Source organism: Achromobacter sp. ACM04 (assembly GCF_014851465.1).
Lineage (GTDB): Bacteria > Pseudomonadota > Gammaproteobacteria > Burkholderiales > Burkholderiaceae_B > Achromobacter > Achromobacter aegrifaciens.
In genome coordinates this window covers 269,952-288,964 of sequence record NZ_JACUZS010000005.1, presented here as the reverse complement: position 1 = coordinate 288,964, position 19,013 = coordinate 269,952, and the positions used below count along the sequence as shown (strand labels likewise).

Sequence of the window (19,013 nt, the reverse complement as noted above, 5' to 3'; positions counted from 1 at the left end):
GATGACGCCGAAATGAATGACAGTGCTGTCATGTTGCGCGACGACATGTCGCAAGCCTGTCATGCAAAAGCAACGGGCCCGGCGCATGTTGCGCCAGGCCCGTCGTTGCCGCAAGACGCGGGTTTAGTAGTGGATCACCGTGCGGATCGACTTGCCTTCATGCATCAGGTCGAAGGCTTCGTTGATGCGTTCCAGCGGCAGCGTGTGGGTCACGAACGGGTCCAGGTCGATCTTGCCGCTCATGGCGTCTTCCACCATGCCCGGCAGCTGTGTGCGGCCCTTGACGCCGCCGAAGGCCGAACCGCGCCAGACGCGGCCCGTGACCAGCTGGAACGGGCGCGTGCTGATTTCCTGGCCGGCGCCAGCCACGCCGATGATGATGCTCTCGCCCCAGCCCTTGTGGCAGCATTCCAGCGCGGCGCGCATGACGTGCACGTTGCCGATGCACTCGAACGAGAAGTCCACGCCGCCGTCGGTCATTTCGACGATCACGTCCTGGATAGGCTTGTCGTGGTCCTTGGGGTTGACGCAGTCGGTGGCGCCCATGGCGCTGGCCAGCACGAATTTGTTGGGGTTGGTGTCCACGGCGATGATGCGGCCGGCCTTGGCCTGCACCGCGCCCTGGATCACGGCCAGGCCGATGCCGCCCAGGCCGAACACGGCGACGGTGTCGCCTTCCTTGACCTTGGCGGTGTTGTGCACGGCGCCCAGGCCGGTGGTGACGCCGCAACCCAGCAGGCAGACCTTTTCATGCGGAGCGGCGGGATTGATCTTGGCCAGCGAGATCTCGTTGACCACGGTGTATTCGCTGAAGGTCGAGCAGCCCATGTAGTGGTAGAGCGGCTTGCCTTCATAGCTGAAGCGCGAGGTGCCGTCGGGCATGACGCCCTTGCCCTGCGTGGCGCGCACTTTCTGGCACAGGTTGGTCTTGCCGGACAGGCAGAACTTGCATTCGCGGCATTCGGCCGTGTAGAGCGGGATGACGTGGTCGCCGGGCTTCAGCGAAGTCACGCCTTCGCCGACTTCGACCACCACGCCCGCGCCTTCGTGGCCCAGCACGGCGGGGAACAGGCCTTCCGGATCGTCGCCGCTGAGGGTGAAGGCGTCGGTGTGGCAGACGCCGGTGTGGGTGATCTTCACCAGCACTTCGCCGTGCTGCGGCGGGGCGACGTCGATTTCAACGATTTCCAGCGGCTTGCCGGGTCCGAATGCGACTGCTGCGCGTGATTTCATAGTTAGGGCTCCACGTATGTCAGATGGCGTTATTTCAGATAGGAACGGACCAGGCGCATCAAGAGATCGATCTCGGCTTCGGGTTCGATCGTGGCGTCCTGGCGGCCGCCTTGGGCGGTTTGGAGGAAGGTTTCGCGCAGATGGCTTTCCAGCACCTCGGCCATCAGGCCGGTGGCGGCGCCGCGCAAGGCGGCCAGCTGCTGCAGCAGCGCGCCGCATTCCGTGCCTTCGTTCACGGCCCGCTCCAGCGCCAGCGCCTGGCCCTGGATGCGGCGCAAGCGGGTGACGACGCGTTTTTTCTCTTCCGGGGAGTGCGGCACGGCAGGCTCCGATGAATACAGGGGGGGAGTATAGAAAATCTGGCTGCCCACGTCCACTACGGTACTCCCGCGCCGGGGACCATGCCTAGGCGCGGCGCGGGCGACAAGCCGGGGCCGCGCGGGGTCTGCGGATCCGCGAGCCGTCTGTACCTGTCTATACTAGGCGCTGACCGCCATCCGTCGCCTGGCGCCGCATTACAGGATCTCCCATGGCTTCCAATCCCCCCAAATTGCCCATCCAGGCCAATGCGCCGCCTGCGCCACTCTATGCGCAGGTCAAGCAAATGATCGCGCAGCAGATCCGCAGCGGCGCTTGGCCGGAACACTACCGGGTGCCGTCGGAAAGCGAACTGGTCGATGAGCTCGGGTTCAGCCGCATGACCATCAATCGCGCCTTGCGCGAGTTGACGGCCGAGGGACTGCTGGTGCGCATGCAGGGCGTGGGCACCTTCGTGGCCCAGCCCAAGGCGCGCTCGGCGCTGTTCGCCGTCAATAACATCGCCGACGAGATCGCGGCGCGCAATCATCGCCACCACAGCCGCGTGGTGCGCCTGGCCGAAGAGCCCGCAGGCGCCGAACAGGCGCTGGCGCTGGATATCCGCGCCGGGCAGCCGGTGTACCACTCGATCATCGTGCACTACGAAGACGACCTGCCGATCCAGCTGGAGGACCGCTACGTCAATGTGGGCCTGGCGCCGGACTACCTGAAGCAGGACTTTACGCATAGCACGCCGTACGAATACCTGACGCGCGTCGCGCCGCTGAGCGAAGGCGAGCACGTGGTCGAGGCCATCCTCGCCAAGCCGCGCGAATGCCAGCTGTTGCAGATCGAGCGCGACGAGCCCTGTCTGTTGATCAGCCGCCGCACCTGGTCGGGCGACCGCACCGTCACCCTGGCCCGTTTGATTCACCCTGGTTCCCGGCACCGCCTGGAAGGCAAGTTCACCTCATGAAGCAACCCGAAGTCCATCTGTATCGCGCCGCCGACTATCCGCGCATGCCCTGGCGCAACGGCGGCGGCACCACGCAGGAAGTCGTCTGCAATCCCGGCGGCAGCGCGGCCGGGTTCGACTGGCGCCTGTCCATCGCCGATGTGGCGCAGGACGGCGGCTTTTCCGCGTTCACGGGCTATCAGCGCATCATCACGGTACTGGAGGGCTCGGGCATCCAGCTGACGGTGGACGGCAGCCTGCAGACGCCGCTCACGCCGCGCCAGGCCTATGCTTTCGCAGGCGAGGCCCAAGTGCAGTGCCGTCTGCTGGATGGGCCGATACGCGACTTCAACCTGATCTACGCGCCGGCGCGCTGGCATGCCCGGCTGCAGTGGGTGGCGGGCGCGGGGCCATGGACATTCCACAGCGCCGCGCGCGATGTGCTGGTGCTGACGGCGGGCGGCGCGCTTACGGTGCGCATCGACGGCAAGCCGCAAGTGCTGCCGTCGCGTTACGACTGCCTGCATGCCGAGTCCATGGACTGCCTGGCCGAGTACCGGCTGGAGGCCGAAGCGCCGCTGGACGCCTGCGTGATCGAACTGTTGCCGCGTAGCGTCTGATTGCGCGGCCGCCTGGAGCGGCCGTATTCCGTTGTTGCCGATGAAAGCCGGGGTGCTGTCGCCTCGGCTTTTTTATTCGGGTAATCCCTGAGAAAAATCGACTCATATTGACTTGTATATACAAGCATAGGCATCCTATGATCCAGACAAGCGCAGCGCCACGCAGGCGCGCAACCGAACCGATCAAGGAGAGCCTCTTGGACAACTCGAACCGATACCGCGACGTGGTCATCCGCGCACCGCGCGGCAACCAACTGAACGCCAAGAGCTGGCTGACCGAAGCCCCCTTGCGCATGCTGATGAACAACCTGGACCCCGACGTGGCCGAGAACCCCAAGGAACTGGTGGTTTACGGCGGCATCGGCCGCGCCGCCCGGGACTGGGATTGCTATGACAAGATCGTCGAATCGCTCAAGAACCTGAACGAAGACGAAACCCTGCTGGTGCAATCCGGCAAGCCGGTAGGCGTTTTCAAGACCCATGCCAACGCGCCGCGCGTGCTGATCGCCAACTCCAACCTGGTGCCGCACTGGGCCACCTGGGAACACTTCAACGAACTGGATGCCAAGGGCCTGGCCATGTACGGCCAGATGACGGCGGGCAGCTGGATCTACATCGGCAGCCAGGGCATCGTGCAGGGTACGTACGAGACCTTCGTCGAGGCGGGCCGCCAGCACTATGGCGGCAACCTCAAAGGGCGCTGGGTGCTGACCGCCGGCCTGGGCGGCATGGGCGGCGCGCAACCGCTGGCGGCCACGCTGGCTGGCGCCTGCTCGCTGAACATCGAATGCCAGCAGACCAGCATCGATTTCCGCCTGCGCACCCGCTATGTGGACGAACAGGCGCGCGACCTGGACGACGCGTTGGCGCGCATCGCCAAGTACACGCAGGAAGGCCGCGCCGTTTCCATCGCCCTGTGCGGCAACGCCGCCGAGATCCTGCCGGAACTGGTGCGCCGCGGCGTGCGCCCGGACATGGTGACGGACCAGACCAGCGCGCACGATCCGCTGAACGGCTATCTGCCGGCCGGCTGGACCTGGCAGGACTATCGCGCGCGCGCCAAGCGCGAACCGGCCGCGGTCATCAAGGCGGCCAAGCAGTCCATGGCGGTGCATGTGCAGGCCATGCTGGCCTTCCAGCGCCAGGGCGTTCCGACCTTCGACTACGGCAACAACATCCGCCAGATGGCCAAGGAAGAAGGCGTGGCGGACGCGTTCGATTTTCCGGGTTTCGTGCCCGCCTACATCCGGCCATTGTTCTGCCGCGGCGTGGGCCCGTTCCGCTGGGCCGCGCTGTCGGGCGATCCGCAAGACATCTACAAGACCGACGCCAAGGTCAAGGAACTGATCCCGGACGACGCACACCTGCACCGCTGGCTGGACATGGCGCGCGAACGCATCAGCTTCCAGGGCCTGCCGGCGCGCATCTGCTGGGTGGGCCTGGGCCAGCGCGCCAAGCTGGGCCTGGCGTTCAATGAAATGGTCCGCACCGGCGAGCTGTCGGCGCCCATCGTCATCGGCCGCGACCATCTGGATTCCGGCTCTGTCGCCAGCCCCAACCGTGAAACGGAATCGATGCGCGACGGTTCGGATGCGGTATCCGACTGGCCGCTGCTGAACGCACTGCTGAACACGGCCAGCGGCGCGACCTGGGTGTCGCTGCACCATGGCGGCGGCGTGGGCATGGGCTTTTCGCAGCATGCCGGCATGGTCATCGTCTGCGACGGCACGGACGAGGCGGCCGAGCGCATCGCCCGCGTGCTGACCAACGATCCGGGCACGGGCGTCATGCGGCATGCCGACGCGGGCTACGCAGCCGCCATTGAATGCGCGCAGGAGCAGGGCCTGAATCTGCCCATGCTTGCGGGCAAGCGCTGATACCGCGCCGCCCATACCTGCGGGCCGCGACCGCGCCCGTCCATACGCCATGACCGAGACTACGCAATGACTCAGGACAGCCAGGCAGCAAGGGGGCCGCTCATCGAGCGGCGCTCGATCGATTTCATTCCCGAAACGGAGCGCCACGGCAAGCTCTACAGCCAGTTCACGCTGTGGATGGGCGCCAATCTGCAGATCACCGCCATCATCACCGGAGCCTTGGCGGTGGTGCTGGGCGGAGACGTTTACTGGTCGCTGATCGGGCTGTTCGTCGGCCAGGTTTTTGGCGGCGCGGTGATGGCGCTGCATGCGGCCCAGGGACCCAAGCTGGGATTGCCCCAAATGATCTCCAGCCGGGTGCAGTTCGGCGTATATGGCGCGGCGATCCCCATCGTGCTGGTGTGCCTGATGTACCTGGGATTCACGGCCACGGGCACGGTGCTGTCGGGGCAGGCCCTGGGCCAGTTGTTCGGCGTGAGCGATACGGCCGGCATCCTGATATTCGCCGCTGTGATCGCCGGGGTGACGTTGTTCGGCTACCGCATGATCCACATCATCGGGCGGATCGCGACGGTGCTGGGCATCATTGCCTTCTTCTACCTGTTCAGCCGCGTGATCGCGCTGGGCGACGTGGGCCAGTTGCTGCAGATCCGCCACTTCACGTGGAGTTCCTTCCTGCTGTCGGTGTCGCTGGCGGCATCGTGGCAGATCGCCTATGGGCCTTACGTCGCGGACTACTCGCGCTATCTGCCGAGCCGGACCTCGTCGTTCAAGACCTTCCTGGCGGTAGGGCTGGGTTCGGTGCTAGGCGCGCAGATTGCAATGGTGCTGGGCGTGCTGGCCGCGGCCATGGCGGCCGGCCAGTTTGCCGGGCGCGAGGTCGCCTACATCGTCGGGCTGGGCGGCACGGGAGCCATGGCCGCGCTGCTGTACTTCACCATCGCGTTCGGCAAGGTCACGATTTCGACGCTGAACTCCTACGGCAGCTTCATGTGCATCGCGACCATCGCCAGCGGCTTTCGCGGACATGTGGAGATTTCCCGCCGGCAGCGCGCGCTGCTGGTGCTGGTGATCGTCGCGGCGGCCACGGCGGTGGCGCTGATCGGGCAGCATTCCTTCCTGAACGCGTTCAAGTCCTTCATCCTGTTCCTGCTGGCGTTTTTCGTGCCGTGGAGCGCGGTTAATCTGGTCGACTACTACTTCGTGAGCCGCGAGCAATACGACGTGGAAGCGCTGTCGGATCCGAATGGGCGCTATGGCCGTTGGAACTGGCCAGGGATCCTGATATATCTGTTCGGGGTGCTGGTGCAGATGCCCTTCATTTCGACCAAGCTCTACACGGGTCCGATGGTCGAGCGCCTGGGCGGGGTGGATATCTCGTGGATCATCGGCCTGGTCGTGCCCAGCATCCTGTATTACCTGTTCGCGCGCCGGGATGCCGTACCGCAACCTCGCGGCGCCGCCCGCGCGACCCATACGCTTTGACGCCGGCACACGCCTAGGAGAACAACAATGGAATTGCATCTGACACCCGGCCACATGACCTTGGCGGACTTGCGGCGCGTCTATCAGCAGCCGGCGCGCGTGACGCTGGACCCGGCTGCCGCCGGGCCGATCGAGGCCAGCGTGGCCTGCGTCGAACGCATCATCGATGAAGGCCGCACGGCCTACGGCATCAACACCGGATTCGGGTTGCTCGCCACGACGCGGATCGCGCGCGAGGACCTGGAAGCCCTGCAGAGTTCGCTGGTGCTGTCGCACGCGGCCGGAGTGGGCGAGGCGCTGGACGACGCGATGGTGCGGCTGATCATGGTGCTGAAGATCAACAGCCTGGCGCGGGGTTATTCGGGCATCCGCCGCAAGGTCATCGACGCGTTGATCGCGCTGGTGAACGCCGAGGTCTATCCGCATATTCCGCTGAAGGGATCGGTGGGCGCGTCGGGCGACCTTGCGCCGCTGGCGCACATGTCCCTGCTGCTGCTGGGCGAGAGCAAGGCGCGCCATCGCGGCGCCTGGCTGCCCGCGCGCGAAGCGCTGGCCCAGGCGGGGCTGGAACCCCTGACGCTGGCGGCCAAGGAAGGCCTGGCGCTCTTGAACGGTACGCAGGTTTCGACGGCCTATGCGCTGCGCGGCCTGTTCGAGGCCGAGGATCTGCTGGCTGCCGCGCTGGTCTGCGGCAGCCTCAGCGTGGAAGCCATGCTGGCATCGCGCGCACCGTTCGATCCCCGCATCCACGCCGCGCGTGGTCAGCCTGGCCAGATCGACGTGGCGGCCGTGTACCGCGATCTGCTGACCGAGGATAGCGAGGTCGGGCATTCACACGCAAACTGCGACAAGGTGCAAGACCCCTATTCGCTGCGCTGCCAGCCGCAGGTCATGGGCGCCTGCCTGACGCAGATACGCCATGCGGCCCAGGTGCTGGAGATCGAGTCCAACGCGGTCTCGGACAATCCGCTGGTGTTTGCCGAGCAGGGCGACGTGGTGTCGGGCGGCAACTTCCATGCCGAGCCCGTGGCCATGGCGGCGGACAACCTGGCGTTGGCGCTGGCAGAGATCGGCGCGCTGTCCGAGCGCCGTATTTCGCTGATGATGGACAAGCACATGTCGCAGCTGCCGCCGTTCCTGGTGAGCAACGGCGGCGTGAACTCCGGCTTCATGATTGCCCAGGTGACCGCGGCGGCGCTGGCCAGCGACAACAAGGCGCTGGCGCACCCGGCCAGCGTGGACAGCCTGCCGACTTCGGCCAACCAGGAGGACCACGTGTCCATGGCGCCGAATGCGGGCAAGCGGCTCTGGCCCATGGCCGAGAACGTGCGCGACATCCTCGCGATCGAATGGCTGGGCGCCTGCCAGGGCCTGGATTTCCGCCAGGGCCTGAAGACCGCGCCCAAGCTGGAGCGTGCGCGCGGCCTGTTGCGCGAGAAAGTGGCGCATTATGAGCGGGACCGCTTCTTCGCACCCGACATCGAGGCGGCGAGTCTGCTCATCGCGGGCCAGGGTCTGACGGCGCTGGTGCCGGCGGGCCTGTTGCCCAGTCTTTAACGCCGGCGCGCAACAGGAGCCTACGCATGAGACAGGTCTGGCGCAATTGCCACGCAGCCACGATGGCGCAAGGCAAATACTCCGTGATCGAACGGGCCGCCATCGTCACGCGCGAGAACCGTATCGAATGGATCGGTCCCGAGGCAACGCTGCCGCCAGCGGACGTTGCGGGCGAGCATGACCTGGGCGGCGCATGGGTCACGCCCGGATTGATCGATTGCCACACCCATCTGGTGTTTGGCGGCGATCGCAGCCTGGAGTTCGAGCAGCGCCTGCAAGGCGTGGACTACGCCACCATTGCCGCGCAAGGCGGCGGCATCGCCAGCACCGTGCGCGCCACCCGCGCCGCCAGCGAGGACGAACTCTACGCCAGCGCGCGCAGGCGCGCCCTGCATCTGATGCGCGACGGCGTGACCACGCTGGAAGTGAAATCGGGCTATGGGCTGGACCTGCCCAACGAGCGCAAGATGCTCAGGGTGGCGCGGCGCCTGGGCCAGACTTTGCCGCTGACCGTCAGCGCGACCTGCCTGGCCGCGCACGCGCTGCCGCCCGAGTATGCCGGGCGGGCCGACGACTACGTCGATGAAGTTGCGCGCCGCATGTTGCCGGTACTGGCGGCCGAGGGCCTGATCGACGCGGTGGATGCCTTCTGCGAGCATCTGGCATTCACGCCGGCGCAGGTCGAACGGGTGTTCCAGGCCGCTGGTGAACTGGGGCTGCCCGTGAAGCTGCATGCGGAGCAACTGTCTTCGTTGCACGGCGCGACGCTGGCCGCACGTTATGGCGCCTGGTCGGCGGACCATCTGGAATACCTGACCGAAAGCGATGTGCTGGCAATGGCGCAGGCCGGCACGGTGGCGGTGCTGCTGCCTGGGGCGTTCTACGCCCTGCGCGAGACCAAGCTGCCTCCCATCGACCTGTTGCGCCGCCATGGCGTACCCATCGCCATCTCCAGCGACCTGAATCCCGGCACCTCGCCCGCTCTGTCGCTGCGGCTGATGTTGAGCATGGCCTGCACGCTGTTCCGCCTGACGCCCGAAGAATCGTTGGCGGGGGCGACGGCGCATGCGGCCAAAGCGCTGGGCCTGCAGGCCACGCATGGCACGCTGGAAGCCGGCAAGTATGCGGACTTCGTCGCCTGGGAGGTGCATCATCCCGCCGAACTGGCCTACTGGATAGGCGGCGATCTGCCCAAGCGGGTGGTCCGGCATGGCGCGCTGGTCGACGCTGCAACGCTTGCCTGAAACGGGCAGATCCGGACAGGATCGCGCCCGCAACGGACGGCTTGGACCCGCGCGCGTCCGCAGTCGCCGCAGGCGGTCTACCATCCGTGGATGACGCGTTCATCCCGGAGCGCGCGATCGGATTGGATGTGGGTATGCGGATATGCATGATGGAAGGGCCGGCCGATCTGGAGCCCAAGGGCGCGACCTGGGAAGGCATCGCCGAACGCATCGGCGAGCTGGCCCCGGATCTGTTGGTGACCAGTGAAATGCCGTTTGGCCCCTGGGTAGCCGCGGACCCGCAATACGACGCGGATCGCGCGGCAGCGTCGGTGCGCGTCCACGAGGCGGGCCTGGATGCGCTGGCGGCGCTGGGAGTGCCGGCCGTCGTGTCGTCGCGGCCGGTGCATGCGGGTGGACGGCTGGCCAACGAGGCGTTCGCCTTGCAGGACGGCCGCTACACACGGCTGCACCACAAGCAGTACTTCCCGGAGGAACCGGGCTATTTCGAAGCGACCTGGTTCCATGCCGCCATGGACGGCTTCGAGGTATTCGAGGTGGGCGGCATACGCCTGGGCGTGCAGCTATGCACCGAACTGATGTTCAACGAGCGCTCGCGCGCCTACGGACGCGCGGGGGCCGAGCTGATCGTGGCGCCGCGAGCCAGCAGCGCGTCGACGCGCCGCTGGCTGACGGCGGGCGCCATGGCGGCGCTGGTGTCGGGCTGTTATGTGGTCAGCTCGAACCGAGCGGGGCGCACGGCGGCGGGGCAGGTATTCGGGGGGACGGCATTCGCATTCCAGCCGGATGGCGAACCCCTGGCGCAAACCAGCGATACCGAATCCATCGTGGTGATCGAGGTGGATCCGGCGCGTGCGCGCGCGCAGCAGTCGCAGTACCCGTGCTACGTGCGGGAATAGCGCGGCGCTAGCGCGTCGAGCCGGCCTGCGCCGGCTCGCTCGCGTCAAAGCGCAGCCGCGAAAAGCTGGCGACGCAGGCCAGCGCGGCGCACACGCAACCCAGCCACAGCGCGGCAATGGCGCCGTGCGTGCTGGAAATGTTGAAGCAGGCGGCCACCAGGGCCGCGCCCGAGGCCTGGCCCAGCAGCCGCACCGTGCCTATCATGCCGCTGGCGCCGCCGGCGCGCGAGGCCGGCGCCGACATCATGATGGCGCGCAGGTTGGGCGACTGGAAGAAGCCGAAGCCGGCGCCGCACAGCGCCATGCGCCAGCAGAGGTCCCAGACTGATGGCGAGGCCGGCATCAGCGCCATTGAGGCCAGGCCCAGCGCCAGCAGGGCTAAACCCACGCCGCCCAGGGCGCCGGCCGCATAGCGGTCCGACAGCCGTCCCGCTATCGGCGCCATGATCGCCACCACTACCGGCCAGGGCGTGATGAGAAAGCCGGTCTGCACCTGGCTGTAGCCGAGCGTGGCTTGCAGCAGGAACGGCAGCGACACGAAGGCCAGCGCCTGCGCCGCGAACGCGCACACGGCAGTGGCTGCGGACAGCGCGAACAAGGGCCGGCGCAACAGGTCCACCGCCAGGATGGGCGCGGGGTGGCCGGCCTGCCGGCGCATCAGCAGCCACAGGCTGGCTGCGGCGATGCCCCATTCCAGCGCCACGCGCGGCAAGGGGGCGGCGTGCGCCAATTCGTTGGACCCCAGCACGAACAGGCCCAGCGTCAGGGCGCACAGCACTGCGGCCAGGCCGTCGAAGCGATGCGGCGCGCGCGCGGTCCCGGGCAGCTTGCGCAGGCCCAGCGCGAACGCCAGCAGGCCGATGGGCACGTTGATCAGAAACAGCCAGTGCCAGGATCCCAGCAGCAGGATGGCCGAAGCCACGGTCGGCCCCGCCGCGAAGGAGATGCCCACCACCATGGCGTTCAGGCCCAGGCCGCGGCCCAACAGGTGCGAGGGGTAGATGAAGCGCAGCAGCGCGCCATTGACGCTCATGACGCCGGCCGCGCCCAGGCCTTGCAGCACGCGCGCGATCACCAGCGTGGGCAAGGACGGCGCCAGGCCGCTGGCCAGCGAAGACAGGATGAAGATCGCCAGCCCCACGATATAGACTCGCCGGTGGCCCAGGATTTCGCCCAGCGCCGCGGCCGGCAGCAGGCCCGCCACCATGGCCAGCTGATAGCCGCTGACGATCCAGATGGACCCGGCATCGCTGGCCTGCAGGTCGCGCGCAATGGTGGGTAGCGCCGTGTTGGCGATGGCGGTGTCCAGGCTGGCCATGCACAGGGCCAGCATGACGGCCAGGAGCGCGCCCGGGCGTTCGGCTGCCGGCAGGCCGACGCCGGCCGGATAGACGGTATTGCGGGAGAACGAGAGCATGTACGGGACCACGGGGGGCAACGCGTCCGGACAGAGGGCCGGAAGCTGCGATCACTGATTCTAGAACGTGTTAAGGGATCCGGCCCGCGGACCGGGTGGGGAGCTGGCTTTCCTTGCAGGGCGTTTCTCCTTATCCTGCCGCCTGCGCGGCACCGGGCCGCGTTTCCAAGGAGTGGTCGACCATGCAATTTGGCGTATCCCAGCGCCGTCGCCGGCTCTTGCCGGCGCTCGCGCTGGGCGTTCTGGGCGCTGCGGCGGCAGGGCGTCTTGGGGCCGTGCCTCTGACTCGCATCCTGGTCGGCTTTCCGCCGGGGGGCGGGGTGGATGTGATCGCCCGTTTGTTGGCGCGGCAGTTGGAGGCCGGCCTGGGCGAGGTGGTGCTGGTCGAAAATCGGCCCGGCGCGGGGGGCTTGCTGGCGGCGCAGGAGCTGCTGGCCGCGCGCCCGGATGGGCATACCCTGCTGTTCACCAACGAGCACACCTTGGCCATCTTGCCGCATATCGTGGCGCAGGCCGGCTTTGCGTCGCCGGATGATTTCGCGGCGGTGGCACAGACGACCGACCAGAGCGCCATTGCGCTGGCGGTCAGGGCGGATTCGCGTTGGTTGAAGCTGCAGGATCTGCGCGGACACGAGGGGCCGCTGCCGGTGGGCGTGCCTGCGCCCGGCAGCGTGCCGGAGCTGGCCGTGGAGCTGCTGGCCGAGCGTTTCGGCGTGGCGGCCACGGCAGTGTGCTATCGCGGCGGCGCGCCATTGGTGACCGACCTGCAGGCCGGCTATCTGGCGCTGGGCCTGACATCCCTGGCCGAATTGCGGGAGCCGGCAAGCGCCGGGCGGCTGCGCCTGCTGGCGATTTCGGGTCCAGGCCGCCATGCCGATCTGGGCGATGTTCCCACCTTTGCCGAGCAGGGCTTCGCGGGACTGGAGCGCGGCGGTGTGGCCGGCTTGTTCGCGCCGCGCGGCGTGGCGCCGGCCCGCGTCGAGCAACTGCAGCAGCAGGTGGCGCGGGCGCTCGAATCGGAGGAAGTCCGCATGCAGCTGCACTTGCAGGGGTCGCGTGTGAATTTCGGCGATGCCGCCACGCTGGCGCGCAACATGAACGCGATCCATCAGGCCTGGGCCGAACGCGCCGTGGCCTGGCGTGCGCGGACGGGCGGCTGAGCGCCCGCGTCCGGCTTTCTAGGGTGTCCGGATGGCTGCGCGTTCGCGCAGCAATTGGGCCAGTTCGGCGTGGCAAAGCCGCACCGCGGCGCGGGCCTGCTGTTCGGGCGCGCGCATCATCAGGCAAATGCGCCGCGTGAGCCGCGGACGCTGCAATGGCACGATGGCCAGGCCGTCCTGCCGCTGCCCCTGCGTGTACAGGCGCGAGATCAGGCCCACGCGCAATCCCGCGCGCACCAGGCTGTAAAGCGTGTCGGTGTAATTCAGGGTGTCGGTCGCGGCCAGGTCCGAGCCCAGCTGGCGCAGCGTGGCCACGATCATTTCGTAGGTGCTGCCGCGCGACAGCACGGCCAATGGCTCCGCCTTCAAATCCTGCCAGGTCACCGCCTGGCGCCGCGCCAGCCGGTGCGTATCGGCCAGCACCGCGACCAGGTCGTCCTCGGCCACGAAAGCCGCGGCCACGCCGGGCGTGAGGCCGAAGTCCAGGCCCAGGCCAATATCCAGTTCGCCATTGCCCAGCGCGGCCATGAGTTCGTCGTTGAGGTGGTCGCTGAGGATCAGCACGATTTCGGGATGGCGCAGGCGCCATTGCGCCACCACCGGCGCCAGCAGGTGCATGGTGGACGGAATGCAGCCGATGCGCACCGTGGCGGCCTGCGTGTCCAGCAGGCGCTGCAGGTCTTCGGCGCCCTGCGTATAGCTGTTAAGCAGCCATTCGATCTGCGCGCGCGCCGCTTGTCCGGCGGGCGTCAGGCGCACATGGTGGGTGCTGCGCTCGAACAGGGCCACGCCCATCAGCGTTTCCAGCTCGCGGATGGCGGCGGACAGGGCCGGCTGGCTCAGCGCCAGGGCCTCGGCGGCGCGGCTGAAACTGGCGTGGCGGGCCACTTCCTTGAAGCCGCGCAACTGGCGTAGCGTGGGCTGGCGGGCGGGGGCAGCGTGGCCATCGGAAGCAGGGCGCTTGGTCATAGATTTGTCTGATGAATCTATAAAAATATAGCATTTCAGTTATCACCAGGATCTGGTTAGGATGGCGCCGTCGCCCTCCTCCGCGCTGCCGGTTCCACGCGCGTTCCTCGCTCCGACCCCGCTCCTTCCATGTTCAAACGCCTGTTCCTGTCCGTGTCCGCGCTGGCCGCCGCGCTGTGCCTTGCCCCCGCGGCCGGCGCCGACACCTGGCCCGACGCCCGGCCCCTGACCCTGATCGTGCCGTTCAGTCCGGGCGGCAACGTCGACACCACGGCGCGCCTGGTGGCGCAAAAGCTGTCGGACCGCCTCAAGCAGTCCGTCATCGTCGACAACGTGGCGGGCGCGGGCGGCGTGCTGGGCGTGGCCAAGGCCGTGCATGCCAAGCCGGACGGCTACACGCTGGTGATGGGCTTTGACGGCCCGATCAGCGTGGCCCGGCTGATCAACTCGGCCGTGAAGTACGACGCCGAAACCGATCTCGCGCCGGTGGCGCTGGTGACCACCGCGCCCGTGGTGCTGTTGGCGCGTCCGGGCCTGCCGGTGCAGAACATGGACGAGCTGATCGCGCTGGCGCGCGAGAAACCCGACACGCTGACCTACGCTTCGTCGGGCGTGGGCACCGTGCTGCATCTGGCGATGGAGGTGATGCAGGACCAGGCAAAGGTCAAACTGGTGCATGTGCCCTACCGCGGCGGCGCGCAGATCACCAACGACGTCATGGGCGGCCAGGTGGACCTGGGCCTGCTGGTGACCACGAGCGCCACGCCGCTGGTGCAGCAGAAGAAGCTGCACGCGCTGGGCGTGACGTCCGCCGCGCGCGTGGACACGTTGCCGCAGGTGCAGGCGTTTGGCGAGACGCCGGCGCTCAAGGGCTTTGAACTCAACACCTGGACCGGCGTGTTCGTGCCGGTTGGCACCGACCCCGCCGTGGTCGAGCGGCTGAACCTGGAGCTGAATGCGGTGCTGCGCATGGACGAGGTGCAAAAGCGCCTGGCCGAAGGCGGCGCCATGCCCGGACAGGGCACGCCGCAGGATTTCGCCGCTTTCCTGAAGAAGGAAAAAGCCTTGTACGCGCACATCGTGAAGAGCGCCAACATCCAGCAGGAATAGGCCTGCCCCTTTGCAGGAAGCCATGCCATGAATACACCCCCCGTGCTGCCCGAGATCCAGGCCATCCAGGAAGAGATGGTGGCGCTGCGCCATCGCATCCACGCCAATCCCGAACTGGCCTATCAGGAGGTCGCCACGGCCGAACTGGTGGCCGAAAGGCTGGCGGCCTGGGGCTACGAAGTGCATCGCGGCCTGGGCGTGACCGGCGTGGTGGGCACCTTGCGCCGGGGCAGCGGCGCGCGCCGGCTGGGCCTGCGCGCCGATATGGACGCCCTGCCCATCCATGAGACCACCGGCCTGCCCTACGCCAGCCAGAATCCCGGCAAGATGCACGCCTGCGGCCACGACGGCCACACGGCCACGTTGCTGGCCGCGGCCCGCGCGCTGGCCGAACGCAGCCGTTTCGACGGCACCGTGCACCTGATCTTCCAGCCCGCCGAGGAAGGCCATGGCGGCGCGCAGAAGATGATTGCCGACGGCCTGTTCGAACGCTTTCCTTGCGACGCCGTCTACAGCTTCCACAACGAGCCGGGCTATCCGGCCGGCCATTTCGGCTTCCGCTCCGGCGTGATGTACAGCTCGTCCGACACGGTGATCCTGACCGTCAGCGGCGTGGGCGGCCATGGGGCCATGCCGCACGTGGCGGTGGACCCCATCGTGGCGGCGGCCAGCATCGTGCTGGCCTTGCAGACCATCGTCTCGCGCGAGATCGATCCCAACGACATGGCGGTGGTGACCATAGGCGCCATCCACGGCGGTGACGCGCCCAACGTGATTCCCAAGTCGGTGGAGCTGCGCCTGACGGTGCGCGCACGCCGCCCTGAAACGCGCGCGCTGCTGCGCGAGCGCATCACGGCGATCGCTACGGCGCAGGCCGCGGTGCACCGCGCCAGCGTCGACGTGGACTACCGCTGGCGCTATCCGCCGGTGGTCAATGACCGCGCCGCCACGCAGTTCGCGGCCGAGGTCGCGCGCGGCTGGCTGGGCGAACACCTGCTGATCCCCGACCTGGAGCCGTTGCAGGCCAGCGATGATTTCGCCTTCATGCTGGAGCAGGTGCCCGGCAGCTATTTCATCGTCGGCAATGGCGAGGGCGAAGGCGGCTGCATGGTGCACAACCCCGATTACGATTTCAACGACGACATCCTGCCGGTCACGGCCAGCTACTGGGTGACGCTGGCGGAAGCCTATCTGGCCGCCGGCGCGCGCTGACCGGCAGCCGCTACTTTTCCGCGACGCATGACTGCCTCACACGACCCGATTGCCGCCGGCGCGCCGGCCTTCGACGCCACCACCGACTACTGGCAGGAGATCGTCAGCGCCGATGCGCTGGCGCTGCCGGTGGGTCCGCCCTATTCCCGCGGCTATCCAGCACGGCTGCCTGACGGCCGCTATCTGGTGCTGCCGCTGCGCGGCGTGCCCGGCGACCCTGATCGCTGCGTGGCCTCGCTGATCGCCAACCATGCCAGCCTGGAGGTGGTCGATGCCCTGGCCGGCTTCATGGCCGAGCGCGCGCGCGCCTTCAAGGCCGAGGTCGTCGTGGGCCTGCCGACGCTGGGCCTCGCTTTCGCGCCCATGGTGGCGCGCGGCCTGGGGTTCACGCGCTACGTGCCCTTCGGTTATTCGCGCAAGTATTGGTACGACGAACGCCTGGCCGTGCCGGTACAGTCGCTGACCACGCCGGATGCCGGCAAGCTGCTGTACGTGGATCCGAATCTGGCGGGCAGCCTGGCGGGGCGCCGCGTGCTGGTGGTGGACGACGCCGTCAGCACGGGGCAGACGATGCTGTCCGCGCTGGAACTGCTGGCGCGCTGCGGCGCGGAAGTGGCGGGCATCGTCGTGGCCATGTGCCAGGGCGAGCGCTGGCGCGAGCGGCTGGTGGACGCGGATGGCGCGCCGATTCCGGTGGCCTGTGCGTTCGAGTCGCCGCGCATGCGCCGCACGGCCGCGGGCTGGGCGCCCGAAACGGCCGCCTGAAGCCCGGCAGGCCCGTCGGCGCGGCGCTTACAGGGATTCCGGATCGCGGCGCAGCGAGAAGCCCTGCGCCTCGTTCATGGCCAGATAGCTGACGTTGCGCGACACCACCGGCGGCTTGTCGCCGGCGTGCAGCGCGCGCACCTTGTCCAGCACCATCTTGTCCTCCAGCGTCATGCGGTCGATCATGCGCAGGTACTGCATCCAGCTTTCCACCAGGAAGACTTCGCGCCAGACGCCCTCGCGCTCCAGGTCGCGGAACAGCTGCCATTGCTGCGCGCCGTTGCGCAGTCGCATGAGGCGCAGCGGATGCGCCGCGCCGATCAGCGCGGACAGCTTTTCCTTTTCGATCAGGTACTCCACGGCGACCAGCACCGCGCCGTGCTGCGTGTTGAAGCCGACCGCGGCCATCGCCGGCTCGGTGGCGTCCGCGCGCGCCAGCGACGTGGTGTCCAGATGTTCGGGCAGCCGCGAGCGGTACATCAGCGCGACGGTGATGCCCAGCATGATGCCGGCGGTGGCCAGGGCGCCGGAAACGCCCATGGTGCCGGCGAAATGGCCCCACATGAAGGAGCCAGCCGCCAGGCCGCCGAAGATGGCCGTCTGGTACAGCGCCAGCGCGCGCGCCTTGACCCAGTCCGGCACCAGCATCTGGACGGTGGTGTTGTAGGTGGCCAGCACGCCGATCCAGCAGCTGCCGGACAGCAGCAGCGCGGGAAAAGCCACCCACAGGGTGCCGGCCAGGCCCAGCGCCAGCAGGCACGCGGCCAGGAGGGCCGCCGCCACGCTGATCAGGCCGCTCGCGCCCAAGGTCGCCTGGACCCGCCGCACCACGGCGCTGCCGAGGATCGCGCCCAGGCCCAGTGCGCCCAGCATGTAGCCGTACAGCAGGGCGCTGCCGCCTTCGTGTTCGTGCGCCAGCAGCGGCAGCAGCGCCCACAGCGCGCTGGCGGACAGGCCGAAGGCGAACGAGCGCAGCATCACGACGCGGGTGACGGTTGAATGCTGGGTATAGCGCAGCGCGGCGACCACGCCTTCCAGGATGCCTTCGGGCGGCAGGCGGCGCAGGGGCAGGTCGCGTTTCCAGCGCCAGATCGCCCAGATCAGGCCGCCGTAGCAAAAGCAGTTCAGCAGGAACACCCAGGGCGCGCCCATGGCGCCCAGCAGCAGGCCGCCGATGGCCGGGCCTACCGCGCGCGCCACGTTGAAGTTGACGCTGTTCAGCAGTACCGCGCTGCCGACATGCGCGCGCGGCACCTGTTCGCCCACGGCGGCCTGCCAGGCCGGCGTGACGATGGCGCTGCCGATGGCGATGCAGAACACCGACGCGATCAGCGTGATGGGATGCAGCAGGCCGGCAAAGGCCAGGATGGTGATGAAGACGCCGCCCGTCAGCTCCAGCAGCATGCCGGTCAGCATGACCTTGCGGCGGTCGTAGTTGTCCGCCAGCACGCCGGTCAGGATGGACAGCGCCACCAGCGGGAAGGCGGCGGCCACCTGGATCATGGCGACCATCAGCGGGCTGCTTTGCTCGGTGGTGATGATCCATGCGGCAGCGACGGATTGCGCCCAGGTGCCCAGGTTGGCGAACAGGTTGGCGATCCAGATGATGCGGAACGCCGGAAACGCGAAGGGGGATAGCGTGCTGACCTGCAGCACGGGGGCGGGGGCGGCTGGCGCGTCCGCGGGCAGATCGGTGTTGGCCGAAACGGGTTGCAGCATGGGGTTCTTCCGGGGCGCCGGGCGGGCGCTCCTTTCGGACGTGGTCTGGGTCGGGTAATGGTACGCCTAAGCCAGCGATCGAAGGGAGCGCGCGCGGCGCTGCGGGGCGGTCGCGCGCCGCCCCGGGGCTGCTGCCGGGAGGCCGCCTATTGCTTGGCGGCCGGGGCCGGCGCAGGGGCCGGCGGATAGGCCTGGTTCAGGTATTCCACGATCAACGGTACCTGGTCGGCGGGGATGGGGGCGCCGTAGGTGCCCACCATCTTCTTGACCTCGGCGTCCCAGAAGCCCAGGGGCATGGGCGGCTGCGACGATACGTAGTCCACCGAATGGCACATCAGGCACAGGGCCGCATGCTGGGCCCCCGCGCCGGTGCCGGAATGCAGCGTGGCGGTTTCCTGGGGCAGCTTGATTTCCAGGGCCTGGGCGGCCGGGGAGAGACAGGCGCAGGCCAGCGCGAGCGCCGGCAGGCAGCGACGGATAAGGCGGTTCATGGC

General features: G+C 68.1%; 17 protein-coding genes. 11 read left to right on the top strand and 6 right to left on the bottom strand.

Annotated elements, in window-relative coordinates:
- Positions 1-123: 123 nt before the first annotated feature.
- On the bottom strand, positions 124-1,233 hold the full coding sequence (locus IB259_RS26700; protein WP_054455360.1) for an S-(hydroxymethyl)glutathione dehydrogenase/class III alcohol dehydrogenase: 1,110 nt from the start codon (positions 1,231-1,233) through the stop codon (positions 124-126).
- Between the two features lie 29 nt (positions 1,234-1,262).
- Positions 1,263-1,553 (bottom strand): metal-sensing transcriptional repressor, encoded by a 291-nt coding sequence (locus IB259_RS26695; protein WP_054455908.1) that lies wholly within the window; start codon positions 1,551-1,553, stop codon positions 1,263-1,265.
- Positions 1,554-1,762: 209 nt separating this feature from the next.
- Here IB259_RS26695 and hutC point away from each other — a divergent pair, with 209 nt between their 5' ends.
- The 7 genes from hutC to IB259_RS26660 all read left to right on the top strand — a co-directional run bounded on the left by hutC (position 1,763) and on the right by IB259_RS26660 (position 10,167).
- Positions 1,763-2,506 (top strand): histidine utilization repressor, encoded by a 744-nt coding sequence (gene hutC / locus IB259_RS26690; RefSeq protein ID WP_192330562.1) that lies wholly within the window; start codon positions 1,763-1,765, stop codon positions 2,504-2,506.
- The gene (locus IB259_RS26685) at positions 2,503-3,105 is read left to right on the top strand and encodes a HutD family protein (RefSeq protein WP_119449897.1); all 603 of its coding nucleotides are present in this window, start codon (positions 2,503-2,505) and stop codon (positions 3,103-3,105) included. The genes hutC and IB259_RS26685 overlap by 4 nt, the downstream gene beginning before the upstream one ends.
- 197 nt (positions 3,106-3,302) lie before the next feature.
- Complete coding sequence (gene hutU / locus IB259_RS26680) at positions 3,303-4,982, top strand: urocanate hydratase (protein ID WP_175162015.1); 1,680 nt, start codon at positions 3,303-3,305, stop codon at positions 4,980-4,982.
- A gap of 66 nt (positions 4,983-5,048) precedes the next feature.
- Positions 5,049-6,467 (top strand): cytosine permease, encoded by a 1,419-nt coding sequence (locus tag IB259_RS26675; protein WP_192330560.1) that lies wholly within the window; start codon positions 5,049-5,051, stop codon positions 6,465-6,467.
- Between the two features lie 27 nt (positions 6,468-6,494).
- Positions 6,495-8,024, top strand: coding sequence for a histidine ammonia-lyase (gene hutH / locus IB259_RS26670; protein WP_054455350.1), 1,530 nt, complete (start codon positions 6,495-6,497; stop codon positions 8,022-8,024).
- A gap of 26 nt (positions 8,025-8,050) precedes the next feature.
- Positions 8,051-9,268: an imidazolonepropionase gene (gene hutI, locus IB259_RS26665; protein ID WP_192330558.1), complete on the top strand. Its 1,218-nt coding sequence runs from the start codon at positions 8,051-8,053 to the stop codon at positions 9,266-9,268.
- Between the two features lie 146 nt (positions 9,269-9,414).
- Complete coding sequence (locus IB259_RS26660; protein WP_225591284.1) at positions 9,415-10,167, top strand: carbon-nitrogen hydrolase family protein; 753 nt, start codon at positions 9,415-9,417, stop codon at positions 10,165-10,167.
- Between the two features lie 7 nt (positions 10,168-10,174).
- Here IB259_RS26660 and IB259_RS26655 read toward each other — a convergent pair whose 3' ends face one another.
- Entirely contained in the window at positions 10,175-11,584 is a 1,410-nt protein-coding gene (locus tag IB259_RS26655; RefSeq protein WP_175162023.1) for an MFS transporter, read from the bottom strand.
- A 182-nt stretch (positions 11,585-11,766) separates the two neighbouring features.
- On the opposite strand from IB259_RS26655, the gene IB259_RS26650 reads away from it, so the two are divergent.
- Positions 11,767-12,744, top strand: a complete 978-nt coding sequence (locus tag IB259_RS26650) for a tripartite tricarboxylate transporter substrate-binding protein (protein WP_175212813.1) — start codon at positions 11,767-11,769, stop codon at positions 12,742-12,744.
- Positions 12,745-12,762: 18 nt separating this feature from the next.
- Here IB259_RS26650 and IB259_RS26645 read toward each other — a convergent pair whose 3' ends face one another.
- Complete coding sequence (locus IB259_RS26645) at positions 12,763-13,713, bottom strand: LysR family transcriptional regulator (protein WP_175180383.1); 951 nt, start codon at positions 13,711-13,713, stop codon at positions 12,763-12,765.
- A 129-nt stretch (positions 13,714-13,842) separates the two neighbouring features.
- On the opposite strand from IB259_RS26645, the gene IB259_RS26640 reads away from it, so the two are divergent.
- From IB259_RS26640 to IB259_RS26630, 3 genes are read left to right on the top strand one after another with little or no spacing between them, the layout of a single operon-like run.
- Positions 13,843-14,823 (top strand): tripartite tricarboxylate transporter substrate binding protein, encoded by a 981-nt coding sequence (locus IB259_RS26640; RefSeq protein WP_192330556.1) that lies wholly within the window; start codon positions 13,843-13,845, stop codon positions 14,821-14,823.
- A gap of 27 nt (positions 14,824-14,850) precedes the next feature.
- Entirely contained in the window at positions 14,851-16,035 is a 1,185-nt protein-coding gene (locus IB259_RS26635) for a M20 aminoacylase family protein (protein ID WP_119449905.1), read from the top strand.
- Positions 16,036-16,062: 27 nt separating this feature from the next.
- Positions 16,063-16,800, top strand: coding sequence for a phosphoribosyltransferase (locus tag IB259_RS26630; RefSeq protein ID WP_119449906.1), 738 nt, complete (start codon positions 16,063-16,065; stop codon positions 16,798-16,800).
- 27 nt (positions 16,801-16,827) lie between these two features.
- Here the strand turns inward: IB259_RS26630 and IB259_RS26625 are convergent, their stop codons facing one another.
- Positions 16,828-18,519, bottom strand: a complete 1,692-nt coding sequence (locus tag IB259_RS26625) for an MFS transporter (protein ID WP_192330555.1) — start codon at positions 18,517-18,519, stop codon at positions 16,828-16,830.
- A 146-nt stretch (positions 18,520-18,665) separates the two neighbouring features.
- The gene (locus IB259_RS26620; RefSeq protein WP_054455334.1) at positions 18,666-19,010 is read right to left on the bottom strand and encodes a hypothetical protein; all 345 of its coding nucleotides are present in this window, start codon (positions 19,008-19,010) and stop codon (positions 18,666-18,668) included.
- Positions 19,011-19,013 lie beyond the last annotated feature (3 nt).

Bases quoted from the DNA above. Each gene is read 5' to 3' on its own strand.
- IB259_RS26700 (WP_054455360.1), bottom strand. From the start codon at position 1,233: ATGAAATCACGCGCAGCAGTCGCATTCGGACCCGGCAAGCCGCTGGAA.
- hutC (WP_192330562.1), top strand. From the start codon at position 1,763: ATGGCTTCCAATCCCCCCAAATTGCCCATCCAGGCCAATGCGCCGCCT.
- IB259_RS26685 (WP_119449897.1), top strand. From the start codon at position 2,503: ATGAAGCAACCCGAAGTCCATCTGTATCGCGCCGCCGACTATCCGCGC.
- IB259_RS26675 (WP_192330560.1), top strand. From the start codon at position 5,049: ATGACTCAGGACAGCCAGGCAGCAAGGGGGCCGCTCATCGAGCGGCGC.
- hutH (WP_054455350.1), top strand. From the start codon at position 6,495: ATGGAATTGCATCTGACACCCGGCCACATGACCTTGGCGGACTTGCGG.
- hutI (WP_192330558.1), top strand. From the start codon at position 8,051: ATGAGACAGGTCTGGCGCAATTGCCACGCAGCCACGATGGCGCAAGGC.
- IB259_RS26660 (WP_225591284.1), top strand. From the start codon at position 9,415: ATGATGGAAGGGCCGGCCGATCTGGAGCCCAAGGGCGCGACCTGGGAA.
- IB259_RS26655 (WP_175162023.1), bottom strand. From the start codon at position 11,584: ATGCTCTCGTTCTCCCGCAATACCGTCTATCCGGCCGGCGTCGGCCTG.
- IB259_RS26650 (WP_175212813.1), top strand. From the start codon at position 11,767: ATGCAATTTGGCGTATCCCAGCGCCGTCGCCGGCTCTTGCCGGCGCTC.
- IB259_RS26645 (WP_175180383.1), bottom strand. From the start codon at position 13,713: ATGACCAAGCGCCCTGCTTCCGATGGCCACGCTGCCCCCGCCCGCCAG.
- IB259_RS26640 (WP_192330556.1), top strand. From the start codon at position 13,843: ATGTTCAAACGCCTGTTCCTGTCCGTGTCCGCGCTGGCCGCCGCGCTG.
- IB259_RS26635 (WP_119449905.1), top strand. From the start codon at position 14,851: ATGAATACACCCCCCGTGCTGCCCGAGATCCAGGCCATCCAGGAAGAG.
- IB259_RS26630 (WP_119449906.1), top strand. From the start codon at position 16,063: ATGACTGCCTCACACGACCCGATTGCCGCCGGCGCGCCGGCCTTCGAC.
- IB259_RS26625 (WP_192330555.1), bottom strand. From the start codon at position 18,519: ATGCTGCAACCCGTTTCGGCCAACACCGATCTGCCCGCGGACGCGCCA.
- IB259_RS26620 (WP_054455334.1), bottom strand. From the start codon at position 19,010: ATGAACCGCCTTATCCGTCGCTGCCTGCCGGCGCTCGCGCTGGCCTGC.